Raw genomic sequence first — 16,618 nt, 5'->3', positions numbered from 1 at the left:
GGCCGAGATGGGGCCGAGCGGCGTGTTCTCCCAGTCATGCGCCCAGATGCGCGCGCCCAGCTCTCCGGGGGCGCTCAGAAACAGCGGAAGATCTTCGGGCGCTGGCGTGGGCATGGCTACAGGCGATTCATGATTTACAATGTTTCTAAGCTTACCACGCCCATGCGCCGAACCGGCGCTTGGTTGAGCGGTAGGTTGACATCCTTGCGCGCGCCCCAACATAAGCCCCATGACCGACGCCCCGTACCATTTCCATCCCGCCGTTTCGGCGTGGTTCGACGCTGCCTTTCCCGGCGCGACGGCGGCGCAGCGCCAGGCCTGGCCGCTGATCCAGTCCGGCCAGGCGACGCTGGTGGCCGCCCCCACTGGCTCCGGCAAGACGCTGACCGCCTTCCTCGCCGCCATCGACGCCCTGGTGCGCGAGAGCCGCGTGGCGCCCCTGCCCGACGCCACGCGGGTGCTGTACGTGTCGCCGCTGAAGGCGCTGTCCAACGACATCCGCGTCAACCTGCTGGCGCCACTGGAAGGCATAGGCCGCGCGCTCGATGCGATGGGCCAGCCGCCGCACGGCATCCGCACGGCCGTGCGCACCGGGGACACCACGCAGGCCGAGCGCAACGCCATGCGCCGCCGCGCGCCGCACATCCTGGTTTCGACGCCGGAGTCCTTGTACGTGATGCTGGGCTCGGACAGCGGCCGCGCCATGCTGTCCGGCGTGCGCACGGTGATCGTCGACGAAATCCACGCGGTGGCCGGCAGCAAGCGTGGCAGCCACCTGACCCTGAGCCTGGAACGGCTGGACGCCTTGTGCGCGCGGCCGCCGGTGCGCGTCGGCCTGTCCGCCACGCAGAAGCCGGTTTCGCTGGTGGCGCAGTTCCTCGCCGGCGCCGGCCGCCAGTGCGCGGTGGTGGACGTGGGTCACGTCCGTGCGCGCGACCTCAATCTCGAACTGCCGCCGGTGCCGCTGGAGGCGGTGATGGCCAACGACGTGTGGGAACGCGTCTACGACCGCCTGGCCGAGCTGACGGTCATGCACAGCACCACCCTGATTTTCGTGAACACGCGGCGCATGGCCGAGCGCATGGCGCGCCACCTGGCCGACCGCCTCGGCGCGGCGCTGGTGGCCGCGCACCACGGCAGCCTGTCCAAGGAATCGCGGCTGGAGGCGGAGCAGCGCCTCAAGCGCGGCGAATTGCAGGTGCTGATAGCGACCGCCTCGCTGGAACTGGGCATCGATATCGGCGACGTCGACCTGGTGTGCCAGATCGGCTCTCCGCGCAGCATCGCCTCGTTCCTGCAACGGGTTGGCCGCTCCGGCCACCATGTGGGCGGCGTTCCCAAGGGGCGGTTATTCCCCACTTCGCGCGATGACCTGATCGAGTGCGCGGCGCTGCTGGACTGCGTGCGCCGCAATGAGCTGGACGCGCTGCGCATCCCGCCCGCGCCGCTGGACGTGCTGGCGCAGCAGATCGTGGCGGAAGTGGCGTGCCGCGAATGGCGCGAGGATGAGCTGTTTGCGCTGGTGCGGCGCGCGGCGCCGTATGCGCAGCTGGAGCGCCGCCGTTATGACGATGTACTGCGCATGCTGACCGACGGCTATACCAGCCGCCAGGGCGTGCGCGGCTCGTACCTGCACCGCGACACGGTGAGCGGCACCTTGCGCGGAAGGCGTGGCGGCAAGATGACGGCGGTGATGTCCGGCGGGACCATACCGGACAACGCCGATTACACCGTCATGCTGGAACCGCAGGGGCAGAACATCGGCACAGTGCATGAGGATTTCGCGGTGGAGAGCCTGGCCGGCGACGTTTTCCAGCTTGGGAACACCTCGTACCGCATCCTGCGGATCGATGCCGGCAAGGTGCGGGTGGAGGATGCGCATGGCGCGGCGCCGAATATCCCGTTCTGGATCGGCGAGGCGCCGGGGCGCACCGACGAGTTGTCGATGGGCGTGGCGCGCCTGCGCGGCGAGATCGAGGCCCTGCTGGCCGCCGGCGGCGACGAGGCCGGCGATGGCGAGGCGGCGCTGGAGCGCGTCGTCGGCTGGCTGTCCGGGCACCTGGGCCTGCGCGACGACGCCGCGCGCCAGATCGCCGAATACCTGGCCCGCGCCCGCTCGGCGCTGGGCGCGCTGCCGACGCGCACTACATTGGTGATGGAGCGCTTCTTCGATGAATCGGGCGGCATGCAGCTGGTGGTTCATTCGCCTTACGGCAGCCGCGTCAACCGCGCCTGGGGGCTGGCACTGCGCAAGCGCTTCTGCCGCACATTTAATTTCGAGTTGCAGGCGGCGGCCACCGAGGATGCGATTGTGTTGTCGCTGTCGGAGAGCCATAGCTTTCCGCTGGACGAAGTATGGCGCTACCTGCGCTCGACGACGGCCGAGCATATTCTGATTCAGGCCTTGCTGGATGCACCGCTGTTCAACGTGCGCTGGCGATGGAACGCCACCACCGCCCTGGCCCTGCCGCGCTTTACCGGCGGGCGCAAGGTGGCGCCGCAGCTGCAACGCATGAAGAGCGATGATTTGCTGGCCGCCGTGTTCCCCGATCAGGCGGCGTGCCTGGAGAATATCGTCGGCGAGAGGGAGTTGCCCAGCCATCCGCTGGTCGACCAGACGCTCGACGATTGCCTGCACGAGGCGATGGATAGCGAGGCCTGGCTGGCGCTGTTGCGGCGCATGGAAGCTGGCGAAGTGCGCCTGCTGGCGCGCGACCTGCCTGCGCCCTCGCCGCTGGCGATGGAGATTCTGAATGCGCGGCCGTATGCGTTTCTCGATGATGCGCCGCTGGAGGAGCGCCGCACGCAGGCGGTGCTGAACCGGCGCTGGACCGATCCCGCCTCCACCGACGACCTGGGCGCGCTCGATGCGGGTGCGATCGCGGCGGTAGCGGCGGAGGCCTGGCCGTCGGTGCGCAGCAGCGATGAGATGCACGAAGCGCTGATGTCGCTGGCCTGCATCACGCCCGGCGAGGCGGCGCGCGAGGATGGCTGGGCCGTCTGGCTGGACGGCCTCGCCGCCAGCGGCCGCGCCACGCGCCTGCGCGACACGGCCAGCGCGGCCGACCTGTGGGTGGCGCTGGAGCGCATGCCATGCGTGCAAGCAGCCTACCCCGCCGCGATTGCATCGCCGGACGGCGACGGTGGCGAAACCTGGACGCGCGACGCGGCGCTGGTCGAGATCCTGCGCGCGCGGCTAAGCGGCGTCGGGCCGCAGACGGTGGCGGCGATCGCCGCGCCGCTTGCGCTGCCGGCATCCACCATCACCATCGCGCTGACGCAACTGGAAAGCGAAGGCTACGTGATGCGCGGCCGCTTCACGCCCGGCGCCACGGACGAGGAATGGTGCGAACGCCACCTGCTGGCGCGCATCCACCGCTACACCATCCGCAACCTGCGGCGCGAAGTCGAGCCGGTCGAACGCCAGGACTTCATGCGCTTCCTGTTCGAATGGCAGCACCTGACGCCGGACACGCAGTTGCGCGGCAACGAGGCCCTGCCAGCGGCGCTGGCCCAGCTGGAAGGCTACGAAGCCGCCGCCGGCGCCTGGGAAAGCGACTTGCTGGCTGCGCGCGTCAAGGACTACTCGGCCCTGTGGCTGGACGACTTGTGCCGCGCCGGCAAAATTGTCTGGACCCGGGTGGGCGCCCCACCCCGCGCCAATGGCGGCCCGGTGCGCGGCACGCCGCTGGTGCTGCTGCCGCGCCGCCAGTTGGCGCTGTGGCACGCGCTGCCGGCGGTCGCCACCGAGGTTGAAGTGTCGCCGCGCGCCGCCCGCGTGCTCGACACACTGCGGCGCGACGGTGCGATGTTCTTCGACGAGCTATCGCACGAGGCGCGGCTGCTGCCGGTGGAGCTGGAAAACACGTTGGGCGAACTGGTGGCCACGGGCCTGGTCAACGCCGACAGCTACGCCGGCCTGCGCGCGATGCTGGCGCCGGCCCACAAGCGCGGCAGCACCGGCAAGCGCCGTCGCGGCGCAGGTCCGACGATGGAGGAAGCCGGGCGCTGGGCGCTGGTCCGGCGCGGCGACAACCTGAACATCACTAGCCGGACGGTGGAAACGCTGCAAACCGGCCAGGACGCCGACGCCGCGCCGCCGCCATCAAGGCCATTACCGCCATCGCCGCCATCGCCGCCAGGCCGCAAGCCGCGCACCGATGCGGCCACGCTGGAGCATATCGCCATGACGCTGCTGCGCCGTTACGGCGTCATGATGTGGCGCCTGCTGGAGCGCGAAGCCAGCTGGATGCCCAACTGGCGCGAACTGCTGCCGGTCTACCATCGCCTCGAAGCGCGCGGCGAAATTCGCGGCGGCCGCTTCGTCGCAGGCCTCTCGGGCGAACAATTCGCCCTGCCGGAAGCCATACCGCTGCTGCGCGAAATGCGCCGCCGGCCGTATGACGGCGGCTACGTGTGCATCTCAGCCGTCGATCCGCTCAACCTGTGCGGCACGCTGCTGCCGGGCGACAAAGTACCGGCCCTGGCTGGCAACCGCATCCTGTTCCGGGACGGCGCGCCCGTCGCAACGCAGGTCGCCGGTAAATTCAACTACGGCGCCGGGACCGAAGACCGCGAGCTGCTGCACGCCTGGCTGGTCGGCAAACACGCCAGCATTTAGTCTACTGTGGCGTACCGCACATAAGCCGCCGCGCGCGAGGCGTAGCATGGGTACCCATGAAAAAATCGCGCCCACTCAAAATTATTGCTGGCCTGTTCGCCACGCTGCTGTTGGTACTGGTCGCCATCGTCATCTTCGTGCTGACCTTCGACTGGAACCGCGCCCGCCCGTGGATCAACCAGCGCGTCTCCGAAACCATCGGCCGCGAGTTCGCCATCAACGGCGACCTGCGCGTGCGTTGGGAACAGGGCGACGCCGCCGAAGCAGGCTGGCGGCGTTACGTGCCGCGTCCGCGCATCAGCGCCAATGACGTCTACATCGCCAACCCGGAATGGACCAAGGCCGGCCCCAAACTGGCCAGCGCCGGCAACATCACCGTCGCCCTGCACCCGCTGCCGCTGCTGCACAAGGAGGTCGCCATCACCGACCTCGCGGTCGAGAAGATCGTGCTGGCCGGCCAGCGCCGCACCGACGGCAGCAATACCTGGACCTTCAAGGACAACGGCCCGTCCGAATGGGAAGTCGACATCCAGCGCCTGACGCTGGGAGAAGGCGACCTGCGTTACATCGACGACGGCATCAAGCTCGATCTGCGCGCCAAAGCCACCGGCATCAACGAAGGCCCGGACGCGCAAAAGTACGGCATCAAGTTCGACCTTGGCGGCAGCTACCGCAACGCGCCGGTCACGGGTGGCGGCAAGGTCGGCAAGGTGCTCGCGCTCACCGACGAACACACGAACTTCCCGGTGCAGGCCAACGCCCACCTGGCCAACAACAAAATCGCCGTGGAAGGCATCCTCACCGATCCGCGCGCGCCGGCGGGGCTGGACCTGAAGCTGTCGCTGGGCGGCGCCAGCATGGCCGACCTGTACCCGCTGACCGGCGTGCTGCTGCCAGAAACGCCGCCTTACGCCACGTCCGGCCGCATCATCGGCAAAAAGTCCGGCGCCATCTGGAACTGGACCTACAAGAACTTCACCGGCACCGTCGGCGGCAGCGACCTCGAAGGCACGCTGGCCTACAGCCCGCGCAAACCGCGTCCGCTGCTGACCGGCGCCGTCACTTCGCGCCAACTGCGGCTCGAAGACCTGGGCCCGACCATCGGCGCCGAAAGCAACGCCGACAAGGCCAAGCGCAACAAGCCGCAAAACCAGCCAGGCGACAAGGCGCTGCCGGTCGAGCAGTTCAACACCGCCAAGTGGGATGCGCTGGACGCCGACGTCAAATTCACCGGCAAAAAGCTGATACGCACGCACGACATTCCGCTCAACGACATCCAGGCCAACATCAAGATGAACAACAAGGTGCTGACGCTGACGCCGCTGAACTTTGGCATGGCGGGCGGCGACATCACCTCCAACATCAAGCTCGATGGCCGCCAGAAGCAGATCGACGCCCAGGTGCGCATGGCCGCGCGCCACCTGAAGATCAACCAGCTGTTCCCGAAACTGGAATCGATGCAGGCCAGCGTGGGCGAAGTCAGCGCAGACGCCGCGCTGGCAGGCAAAGGCAATTCCGTCTCCGCCATGCTGGCCACGTCCAGCGGGGAGCTGGGCGCGACCGTCAGCGAAGGCTCGGTCAGCAAATTCATTCTCGAAGCGGCTGGCCTCAACATCGCCAACCTGGTGTTCGTCAAACTGTTCGGCGACAAGCAAATCCAGTTGAACTGCCTGGCCGGCGACTTCGTGGTCGAACATGGCAAGGCCACCGCGCGCCAGTTCGTGGTCGACACGCAGGAAGCCGTCATCAACGTCAACGGCTATGTCGACCTGTCGAAGGAAACGCTGGACCTGGATGTGCGTCCGCAAACCAAGGGGGTGCGCATCGTCTCGCTGCGCACGCCGCTGTACGCCAAGGGCACGTTCACGGAACCGAAGGTCGGCCCGCAGGCGGGCCCGCTGGCGCTCAAGGCCGGCGCCGCCGTGGCGCTGGCCACCGTGGTCAATCCTCTTGCCGCCGTGGTCCCGCTGATTAACACCGGCAAAGTCGACCCGGTCGATTGCAAGGCCCTGCTGGCGGAAGCCAACAAGACCCGCTTTGAAGCCAGGACGCAGGCGGTGAAAAAGCCTTAAGGCTTGTAGCCTTCCGCCGTCAGGCCGTACTTCTGCATCTTGTAGTACAGCGTTTGCTTCGGCACACCCAAGGCCACGCTGACGGCGGTGACGCTGCCGCCGGCCTTGCGCAGCTCCTGCTCAATGACGGCGCGCTCGAAAGCGCCGACCTGCTCGGCCAGCGGAACCGGCGTCTGGCTGCGCTCGGACAGCAAACCATCGGCGCCGCTCGATAAACCCAGCACATAGCGCTCGGCGATGTTGCGCAGCTCGCGCACATTGCCCGGCCAGTTGTGCGCCATCAGCGATTGCATCAATGGCCCCGGCACCGGCGGCGCTTCGCGCTTGTAGCGCGCCGCAGCGCCAAGCACAAAGTGCTCGAACAGCAGCGGGATATCCTCGCGCCGCTCGCGCAGCGGCGGAAGGTTCAGCACAATCAGGTTCAGCCGATAGTACAAATCGCTGCGGAATTTCTGCTGGTCCGACCACTGCTTCAGATCCACCTTGGACGCGGCGATCACGCGCACGTCAACCGGGATCGGGCTGTTGGAACCCAGCCGCTCGACATAGCGTTCCTGCAGCACCCGCAGCAGCTTGACCTGCAAGGCCATCGGCAGGCTTTCGATCTCGTCGAGGAATAGCGAACCGCCGTCGGCATGTTCGATCTTGCCGATCTGGCGCTTGCCGGCGCCGGTGAAGGAACCGGATTCATGGCCGAACACTTCGCTCTCGAAGATCGTCTCGGGAATCGCGCCGCAATTCAGCGCGACAAAGTGCCGCTGGCTGCGGCGGCTGAACTGGTGCAGGCAGCGCGCAACCATCTCCTTGCCGGTGCCGGTTTCGCCGTAGATCAGCACATCGGCCGGTTCGTCGGCCAGGTCGAGTATCAGCTTGCGCAGCTCGCGCATCAGCGCCGAATCGCCCAGCAGCGTCGCCTCGATACCATCGCCATGTTCGATGCGATGGCGCAGCGCCGCCACTTCCAGCATCAGGCGCCGCGTTTCCAGCGCGCGCTGCGCCACGTCCGTCAGCTGTTCCGACGAATACGGCTTGGCGATGAAGTCATACGCGCCGTTGCGCATCGCCCCCACCGCCATGGTGATGTCGCCGTGGCCGGTGACCAGCACCACCGGCAGTTGCGGGTCGATGGCCTTGGCCGCCGCCATGAGTTCCAGCCCGCTCATGCCGGGCAAGCGCACATCGCTGATGACAATGCCGGCAAAGCCGGGCGAGATGCGCGCCAGCGCCGGTTCGGCGGCGTGGAACGCTTCCACCTCAAAGCCCGCCAGGTCCAGCGCCTGCGCGCTGCCGGCGCGCACGGTGGCGTCGTCTTCGATCAATAAAACCTTCATGCTGTCTCCTGCTCCGCCAGCGGCAGGACAATGACGAAACGGGCGCCGCCTCCGGCCGCCGCTTCGGCGCGCAGCTCGCCGCCGAATTCGCGGATGATCTGCTCGGAGATCGCCAGTCCCAGCCCCAGCCCCTTGCCCTGCGGTTTGGTGGTGAAAAATGGTTCAAACAAATGGGCGCGGATCTCGTCCGGAATGCCCGGCCCGCTGTCCGCCACGGCGATCAGCGCGCGGCCGTTGGCGCGTTCGACGTGGACCGTCAGCTGGCGCTCCGCGCGAACGGCCATCGCGTCCAGCGCATTGTTGAACAGGTTGACCAGCACCTGTTCCAGCCGGTTGCTGTCGCATAGCGCCAGCACATCCTGATCCCGCACCGCCAGGCGGAAGTTGACCCGTTCCTGTTCCACGCGGCGCTCGACCAGGAACAGCGCCGACGTCACTGCCGCCACCACCGGCACCGCCGTGCGGCTGGCGTCCGCCTTGCGTGCAAACTGGCGCAACTGGCCGGTCAAGGCGCCCATGCGCGCCACCAGTTGCGAAATCGTCGCCAGGTTGCCCCTGGCGTCATCCAGCCGTCCGCGCTCGATCAGCACCTGCGCGTTATCGGACATGGTGCGCAGCGCCGTCAGCGGCTGGTTCAGTTCATGCGTCATGCCAGCCGCCATCTGGCCCAGCACCGCCATCTTCCCGGCCTGTACCAGTTCGCTCTGCGCGCGGCGCAGCTTTTCTTCGGCCGCGCGGCGCACGCTGTTTTCTTCGCTCAGGTGATGCGTCATTTGCTGCAGGCTGGCGGTGCGTTCGGCAACCAGCACTTCAAGATGCTCGCGCGTCTGCCTGCGCTGGCGGGCGTACAGCACCAGCAACAGCAGCAGCGCCTGCACCAGCAGGGCAAACAGGAATACATTGCGGGCGCTGGCGCGCGCGCTGCCAAGGTCGGACAGATAAACGAAATTCCACTGGCGCGGCGCCAATGAGCGCGTCTGGCTCAGCACCGGCGTGCGCGGGTCTTCGGCCAATGTCACCAGCGCCGCGCCGCCATCGAGCTGCCGCTGGTCACGCTGGCCCAGAGGCGTCAGCGCGTGGGAAAAATACTGGCGCGACTCTTCCAGTTCGCGCAAGGCGGCCGGCGTCAATGGCTTGAGCGTGCGGTACTTCCACGCCGGCACGGAACTGAGGAACACCACGCCCTTGGCATCCGCCAGCAGCACCTTGCCAGCGCCTTGGGCCCAGTCGCGTTCCAGCCGCTCGATGTTGACCTTGACCGTCGCCACGCCCAGCATGCGGCCCTCGTGGTAGATGCCATGCGCGAAAAAGTATCCTGCCTCGCCGCTGGTGGTGCCTACGCCATAGAAGCCGCCCGGGATGCCGAGCAGCGCGTCGCGCACATAGGGACGGAAGGCGACGTAATCGCCGACGAAACTTTGCCGCGAGCGCCAGTTGCTGGCCGCCTGCGTCACTCCCTTCAGGTTGACGATATAGATGGTGGTGGAGCCGGAGCGCCGGTTCAGCTGTTCCAGATAGCTGTTGACTTCCGCGCGCAGCGCCTCGTCGCCAGGACGTTGCAGCAGCGCGATGACGTCCTTGTTCAGCTCCAGTGTGCCGGGCAGGAAGTCGTACTTGGACAGCAGGTTTTCGAGACTGGCCGCATAGCCGTCGAGCCGCTGCGCCCCGGCCACGCGCAGTTTGTCGATGGCCGCATCATGCGCCCAGCGCGCCGCCAGGCTGGCCAGCGCCACGGCAACGGCCAGGCCCACCGCCCACAGCGTCAGCCGGCGCCAGAGCCGGCGTGCCGGCCGTGCCGATGTCGCGGCGTGCGATATTGCCATAGTCTCCCCTGCGTATTGTCATCCGTGGTTAGCATTAAAACACATGACGTACACCCAGGTTAACCCCGGTCGTGCCAGAGCCGCTGTCGGCCGCCGTGCCGACGCGGAAAAGCGCGCCGTTGCTGTTGTTGATATGACCATAGGCCGCGTACAAATCGGTGCGGCGCGACAGCCCGTGGGTAAAACCGATGGCCAGCTGGCGCGCGTGCTGGCTTGCGGCCGTCTCGTCGCGGTGGTCGATGACCGAGGCAATCAGCTTGTTGCTGCCGCTGAGGTGCGCGGTGAAGCCCAGCAGCGTGTCGTGGCTTTCGCCGCCAGACAGATCGCGGTTGCGCACATGGGCGACATGGCCCTTGATGTCGCCAAAGCGGTAGCGGCCTACGAGCATGGTGTTGCGGCTGTGCGCCGTGGCGCTGGCGTTATCGCGCTGCTGGTGCACCAGCACCACGGTCAGCGGCCCTTGCTCGTAGGCGCCGCTGGCGCCGAGATAGCGGTTCTTGCTGGTGTCGCCGGCCACCTCGCCAAAGCCGTACTGCACATCGGCAGAGAAGCCGGCCACGCGCGGCGTAATGTACTCCACGGTGTTGCTGACGCGCGTGGTGCCGTCGACGACGTTCTGCGCATTGCCCGCCATGCCGGTGGCGAATGGATCGGCCACGTTGTTCAACACCTTGTAGAACGGCGTGTATTGATGCCCGATGCTGATCGAGCCGGCGTCCCCGGTCAGGCAGATCAGCGCCTGCCGGCCGAACAGCGCGCCATTCTGCTTGGCGGCGCCGGTGTCGATCGAATAGCCGTTTTCCAGCACATAGGTCAGCACGGTGCCGCCGCCCAGGTCCTCCCTGCCCTTGAAGCCGAGGCGCGAGCTGGAAGCGACGCCGCTTCCAACTTTTGGACGGCGCCGGCTTCGCCGCCGCGCTCCATCACCAGGCCGGCGTCGGCCACGCCATAAACGGTGAGCGACGATTGCGCCTGCGCGCCCAGCGATGCCAGCGCCAGCGCGCCGATGAGGAATTTCTGCATATGTGTCTCCAGTTGTAGGTATTTTTTTATGCTGCGATTTTTTCGGCGGCCGCTTGCGGTTCGGCTTCGTCTTCCAGCGCGCCCTCCCACTTGGCGACGACCGCCGTGGCGACGGCGTTGCCGACCGCATTGGTGGCCGAGCGGCCCATGTCGAGGAACTGGTCGATGCCCATCAACAGCAGCAGGCCTGCTTCGGGAATGTGGAACTGGTTCAGCGTGGCGGCGATGACCACCAGCGAGGCGCGCGGCACGCCGGCGATGCCTTTCGACGTCACCATCAACAGCAGCAGCATGGTGATCTGCGTGCCCAGCGACAGCTCGATGCCGTAAGCCTGCGTGATGAACAGCACGGCGAAGGTGCAGTACATCATCGAGCCGTCCAGATTGAAGGAGTAACCCATCGGCATGACGAAGCTGGAGATCTTGCGCTTGACGCCGAACTGGTCCAGCGCCACCAGCAGCTTGGGATACGCGGCCTCCGAGGATGCGGTGGAAAACGCCAGCAGGAACGGCTCGCGGATCAGCGCGATCAGGCGGAACACGCGCTTGCCGATAAAGGCGAAGCCGCCCAGGATCAGCAAGGCCCACAGGCACACCAGGCCCAGATAGAAGCCGCCCATGAATTTGGCGAAGGTGCCGAGGATGGCCAGGCCATTGGTGGTGATGACCGACGCCATGGCCGCGAACACCGCGATCGGCGCCAGGTTCATGATTACGCCGGTAATGCGCAGCATGACCTGCGCCAGCTGGTCGACCACATTGGTCAGCTGGCGCGCCGACTCGCCCAGCGCGCCCAGTGCGCCGCCGAAGAAGATGGCGAACACCAGCACCTGCAGGATTTCGTTATTGGCCATCGCCTCGATCGGCGACTTCGGCACCATGTGGGAAACGAAGTCCTTCAGCGTGAAAGCGGCGGTTTTCAGGCCGGTGGTCGCGTCGGCTGGCGGCAGCGGCAGGCCAAGGTGTGAACCGAGCTGCATCAGGTTGGACAGCACCATGCCCAGCGTCAGCGATATCAGCGAAGCGATGATGAACCAGGCCATCGCCTTCAGTCCCACGCGGCCGGCGGCCTTGCCGTCGCCCATGTGGGCGATGCCCACTGCCAGCGTGGAAAACACCAGCAGCGAAATGATCATCTTGATCAGGCGGAGGAAAACGTCGGTGACGATGGAAATGTGCGCTGCGATGTCGGCGCTGAGTTTTTTATCGGCGATGGTCTCGTGGCACGCGTAACCGACGGCGACACCGAGCACCATCGCGATCAGGATATACAGCGTTAATGGGCGGGTCTTTTTCACTGGAGCCTCCAATATTCTTGTCGTTGTGGTTCCCGGCGGGCGCCGGGCTTGGGGCTTGGATAGCAATGGCTGTGCCAATGCGAAAACGGCACCCGTGGGTGCCGTAAGTCTCTGACAGGAAAGGAGATTCTTTTGGGAAATTACACTAGAGCAAGCAATCAAGCGCAAGTTTTGAGAGGCCGGCGTGGGCGCCTGTATGAAAAGTTGGACGCCCCGCCACCCGCCGTCATTCCCGCGCCGGCGGGAATCCATGCTGCATCGATGAGCAGGCGTTCTATGGATTCCCGCCTGCGCGGGAATGACGTTACTTTGGCGTCGTGGTAAACAGGCGCACGCCGAACACCGGACCGGCGGTGTGTCCCGGTTCCGGATCGAAGCGCACCACCACGCTGCTCTTGGCGGCAGTAAGCCGCTCCGGCACCGGATACTCACGGTCGATGAATACCCCCGGATGGCCGCCATCGAGCTTGACGCGCGCAATCCGTTCGCCGTCCACGCTGATGTGGAAATCGCGGTTGCGCTCCTCGCCCCAGTAACTGGCTTGCAGCACCAGCGGCCCGCTGGCGCACTTCATGCGGAAGCTGAAGTAGCCGCCAGTGCGCGCGTCGCGGCCGTTGCGGCCGCGATAGGAAACCGGATACGAGATGTCCGATTGCAGGTCATGATCGCGCTCCGGCTGCATTTCGCCGAGGTGCATCACGTCCACCGAGCGCTCGGCCAGGTCTTTCAGGCGCGCCTCCTCCTTGCGGAAGGCGACCTCCGAGGCCGCCCATTCCGCTTCGTTGTAAGCATTGAAGTACACCGCCGCGCGCCGCTCATACAACGCGAAGAACGGCGCAAACTTCATATCGCCCGGCCGGCCGGTGCCCACGCTGCGGTACACGGCCTTGCTTTTGTCGGCCGCCGCGAATGCGCCGAGAATATCGGCGCCCACCAGCGCTGGCGCCACGCCGCTGTACGGCTTATCGGCCGCGCCCAGATCGGCCGCCAGCACCATCGGTCCGCGCAGCAGCGCCACCACCTTGTCGTTGCCGGCGGCCGATTCCAGCCGCAGGTCCAGCGGCAGCGACAGGCGCACCGTATCGCCGGCCTTCCAGCGGCGGCGGATCAGCGCATAGCCCTTCTCCAGCGGTGCGGCGAGCGGCTTACCGTTGACCAGCACCGCATGCTTGCCTGCCCACGCCGGGATACGCAGCGCCAACGTGAACTGGCGCTGGCTGGCCAGGCCGCGCAGCTTCAGATCGACATCGCCTTCATACGGATAGCGCGTGTTCAGCTCCAGCTTTGCGCCAGTACCCTTCCACTCCACCGTCGAAGGAATGTACAGGTTAACGAACAACGTGTCGCCATTCTCCCAATAGATCGAGTCGCCGTGCTTGGCGTGGCTCTCCATGCCGGACAGCACGCAGCACCAGAAGTCATTCTCTTCGCTCGAATACTCGCGCGCCACGCCGGACATCAGCGGCGTCATATAGGTAAACATGCCGGTGCGAGGATTCTGGTGCGCCAGGATGTGATTCAGGTGCGTGCGCTCGTAGTAATCGAAATAGGCGGCGTCCGGCGCCCAGCTATACAGGTGGCGCGTCATCTTCAGCATGTTGTAGCTGCAGCAGGCTTCGCAGGTCTGCTCGGTGATGTGGGCGGCGATGGTGTCCGGGGCCGAGAAGTATTCGCGGTCGCCATTGCCGCCGATGACGTAGCTGTGATGTTGCGTCACGCGCTTCCAGAAGAAGTCTACTGCTGCGGCGTCGCTCTGGCGGCCGGTCAGCTCGTGCAGGCGCGCGAGGCCGAGCAGTTTCGGAATCTGCGTGTTGGAGTGCAGGTTGGCCAGTTCGTCGCGGCCCTGCGTCAGCGGCAGCAATACCTTGGTGTGGTACAGGCGCCGGGCCAGCGCCAGCCAGCGCTTGTCCTGTGTGCGCGCATACAGCTCGGCGAAGCTCTCGTTGATGCCGCCATGCTCGCAATTCAGCACCTGCTGCACCTGCTCGTCGTTGAGCGACGCGAAGACTTTATCGATATAGCCGGCGAGGCCGATCGCCACTTGCAGCGCCTGATCGTTAGCGGCGTAAGTCTGCGCGTCGAACAGGCCGGCGAACACCTTGTGCCAGTTATACAGCGGCACCCAGCAGCCGTTCAGGTCAAAGCCCGCCGAGCGGATTTCACCGCGCGTGATTTCGGGGAAGATCTCTTTGCCGTCGACCACTGTGCCATCCTTGCGCTTGCGCATGAAGCCAGCGATGTAGCCGTCGCCCTGCGCCTGCTGCACGCGCGCCAATTCTGCCACGATGTAATCGATGCGCGGCTTCAGCGCGGGCGCGCCGGTTTGCGCATGCATCAACGCCAGTGCGGACAGGTAGTGCCCCAATCCTTCGCCGGCGATGGTGTCGGACTCCCAGCCGCCGTAGATCGCGCCTTTGACCGGCAGGCCGGCAAACTTGTGGTAGTTGTGCAGGAAGCGGTCCGCGCTCAGGCGCAGCAGGTAGGCCTGGTTGGCCTGCACCGCGTCGGCGTACGCAGATGGCAGCAGGCGCACCGACGATAGCGGCAGCGCCCTGGCAGATTCTGGCACCGCGCCGCCGGGCGTGGCGGCGTTTGCATTCAGGCCGGACGCCAGGCCCAGACTGGCCGCGCCCTGCAAAATCAATCGGCGCTGGTGAAAGGATGGAGATGGTCGCATGGCTGCCCTTCATTATTGGTATCCCAATAATGTACGCCGTACCGTCCCTCGCGTCTTGTTTTACAGCTTCATAAACGATGACGAATTCTGCACAAACCGCCTAACGCTGCGCACCGCAGGAATCCGCAATGCGGGTCATGCGGCTGGTGGTGACGTTCTCGAACATTGCGGCGTCCGGATTAACACCGGCTGCCCTGGCGTCGCCCGCCTTGTCGGCAAACGCTTTGCTGATGGACTCCTTGTCCTTGTCAAAACTCGCCAACGCCTGTTTCGCCTCGGCGCGCTGTTCCGGCGTCCCTTCTTTCGTCGCCCGCTCCAGCCCCGCGCGTATCATGCTCATGGTGCCGGCGCCCTGCGGGCTGGCGGCCGCGCTTTTCTGCGCCACCCGCGTCACCGATTCCCACGTCCTGGCGTCGACCTTGCGCATGGTGGTGATGACATCGCCAAATCCGCAGCTGCTCTTGAACGTGGCCACGCCGCCGCTGACCACTGCGGGCGCCGACGTGCATCCGGCCTGCGCCATCTGCGCCGGCAGTTCCTTCGCCCCTGCTTGCACACACACCGTTACCTGACCTTCACCCTGATATTGCTGCGTGCTGCGCGGGACGCCGTTGACGCTCCCAGTGCGGGTGACGCTCCCGGTGGCGCCGCTCTCGCGCATTTGCACGGATACCGGATTGCCGCCGCCGCTGGTCATCGTGTTATCGGTGTCCACCCGATACAGGCCCGGGGGTGGCGTGAAGTCATTCGCCGCATGAACGGCGCCGGCGATGGCGATCAGGGCTGCCGCATACGTCGGTTTGCTCATCATCGCACCACCATTTCTACCCGGCGGTTACGGGATTTCCCCGCTTCGGCGGCATTGCTGGCGACCGGCGCCAGGCTGGCCACACCGCGCGCGTTGAGACGCTCGGCGGCGATGCCGTAGGTTTTGGTCAGCGCCGCGACGACCGCCTGCGCGCGCTTTTGCGACAGCGCCAGATTGGCTTCCAGATCGCCATCGCTATCGGTATGGCCGACGATGTAGACTTTAAGCTTAGGTGACGCCTTCAGCGCATCCGCCATTTCCTTCAGCTGCGCGGCGGATGGTTCGCGTATCTCTGCTTTGTTGGTGTCGAACAGCACGCCGTACAGCGCGATCTTGCCGTCGCGCTGAAGGCCGTCGCCAATCGTCCGGGCGCCGACGGTGACCATATTCGATTGCATTTGCTGCGGCTCGATAATCTGCAGGAACACGCGCGTGCGGTCGGCCAACGAGCCGCTGCCGGTGCTGGTCCCAAGCTGGATGTAGGTGACGCCTTCCGGTCCGGTTTTGCTCATGCTGAAATAGCTGAACCCTGGCTGGTTGCCGCTGTTGAATGTGCTGTCGATATGCGCATCGCCTTTCACCCAGCGCGCCTTACGTGGAAACTCCTTGACCTTATCCTGCGTGTCCGGCTTTTCGCATTGCGCCAGTTCGCAAGCGTACAGCACCTCGTAGCCGGCGCTGCTCAATGCCTGACGGTAGTTGCGGTACACCTCCAGCGCCGTCACGCCCTTGGGCGAAAGATACCAGCGATTGCTGATCCGCCCCTCCACCGTCTTGGGCACCGGTTGGTCCTTGACAGCAACCAGCACAGGGGCCTGGGCCAGACGCTCCTCGCCGGTCATGTACAACACAGAGCCTTTGTAGCGCGAGACTAGTGGATGATCGGCGCTGCCCTTGTAATCGATGTTGAAATCGGCGGCATGCACGCTGAATGCGACAGGCGACAGAACAAGCGTCAGCAATCC

At 65.9% G+C, this 16,618-nt stretch carries 10 protein-coding genes; 2 read left to right on the top strand and 8 right to left on the bottom strand.

What is annotated here, in order from left to right:
- Window positions 1-229: 229 nt before the first annotated feature.
- Both ACRQ5J_RS12380 and ACRQ5J_RS12375 read left to right on the top strand, forming a co-directional pair.
- Window positions 230-4,621, top strand: a complete 4,392-nt coding sequence (locus ACRQ5J_RS12380; protein ID WP_432377229.1) for a DEAD/DEAH box helicase — start codon at window positions 230-232, stop codon at window positions 4,619-4,621.
- A gap of 56 nt (window positions 4,622-4,677) precedes the next feature.
- Window positions 4,678-6,693: an AsmA family protein gene (locus ACRQ5J_RS12375; RefSeq protein WP_432383551.1), complete on the top strand. Its 2,016-nt coding sequence runs from the start codon at window positions 4,678-4,680 to the stop codon at window positions 6,691-6,693.
- Here ACRQ5J_RS12375 and ACRQ5J_RS12370 read toward each other — a convergent pair.
- From ACRQ5J_RS12370 to ACRQ5J_RS12335, 8 genes are all read right to left on the bottom strand, one after another.
- The gene (locus ACRQ5J_RS12370; protein ID WP_432383550.1) at window positions 6,690-8,024 is read right to left on the bottom strand and encodes a sigma-54-dependent transcriptional regulator; all 1,335 of its coding nucleotides are present in this window, start codon (window positions 8,022-8,024) and stop codon (window positions 6,690-6,692) included. The genes ACRQ5J_RS12375 and ACRQ5J_RS12370 overlap by 4 nt on opposite strands.
- Window positions 8,021-9,847: a sensor histidine kinase gene (locus tag ACRQ5J_RS12365; protein WP_432383549.1), complete on the bottom strand. Its 1,827-nt coding sequence runs from the start codon at window positions 9,845-9,847 to the stop codon at window positions 8,021-8,023. The genes ACRQ5J_RS12370 and ACRQ5J_RS12365 overlap by 4 nt, the downstream gene beginning before the upstream one ends.
- Window positions 9,848-9,881: 34 nt before the next feature.
- Window positions 9,882-10,682 (bottom strand): porin, encoded by an 801-nt coding sequence (locus ACRQ5J_RS12360; protein ID WP_432383639.1) that lies wholly within the window; start codon window positions 10,680-10,682, stop codon window positions 9,882-9,884.
- Window positions 10,661-10,870 (bottom strand): hypothetical protein, encoded by a 210-nt coding sequence (locus ACRQ5J_RS12355; protein ID WP_432383736.1) that lies wholly within the window; start codon window positions 10,868-10,870, stop codon window positions 10,661-10,663. The genes ACRQ5J_RS12360 and ACRQ5J_RS12355 overlap by 22 nt, the downstream gene beginning before the upstream one ends.
- A 26-nt stretch (window positions 10,871-10,896) precedes the next feature.
- Window positions 10,897-12,168 carry a dicarboxylate/amino acid:cation symporter gene (locus tag ACRQ5J_RS12350; protein ID WP_432383548.1) on the bottom strand — a complete coding sequence of 424 codons (1,272 nt, stop codon included), beginning with the start codon at window positions 12,166-12,168 and terminating at the stop codon, window positions 10,897-10,899.
- Between the two features lie 304 nt (window positions 12,169-12,472).
- The gene (locus ACRQ5J_RS12345) at window positions 12,473-14,845 is read right to left on the bottom strand and encodes a beta-L-arabinofuranosidase domain-containing protein (protein ID WP_432383547.1); all 2,373 of its coding nucleotides are present in this window, start codon (window positions 14,843-14,845) and stop codon (window positions 12,473-12,475) included.
- A 100-nt stretch (window positions 14,846-14,945) separates the two neighbouring features.
- Complete coding sequence (locus ACRQ5J_RS12340) at window positions 14,946-15,653, bottom strand: hypothetical protein (RefSeq protein WP_432383546.1); 708 nt, start codon at window positions 15,651-15,653, stop codon at window positions 14,946-14,948.
- Window positions 15,653-16,615, bottom strand: coding sequence for an OmpA family protein (locus tag ACRQ5J_RS12335; protein ID WP_432383545.1), 963 nt, complete (start codon window positions 16,613-16,615; stop codon window positions 15,653-15,655). Before ACRQ5J_RS12335 ends, ACRQ5J_RS12340 begins: the two co-directional genes overlap by 1 nt.
- Window positions 16,616-16,618 lie beyond the last annotated feature (3 nt).

Origin of the sequence: Duganella sp. P38, assembly GCF_050859475.1 — a bacterium.
Lineage (GTDB): Bacteria > Pseudomonadota > Gammaproteobacteria > Burkholderiales > Burkholderiaceae_D > Rugamonas.
This window is presented reverse-complemented; position numbering and strand designations above follow the sequence as displayed.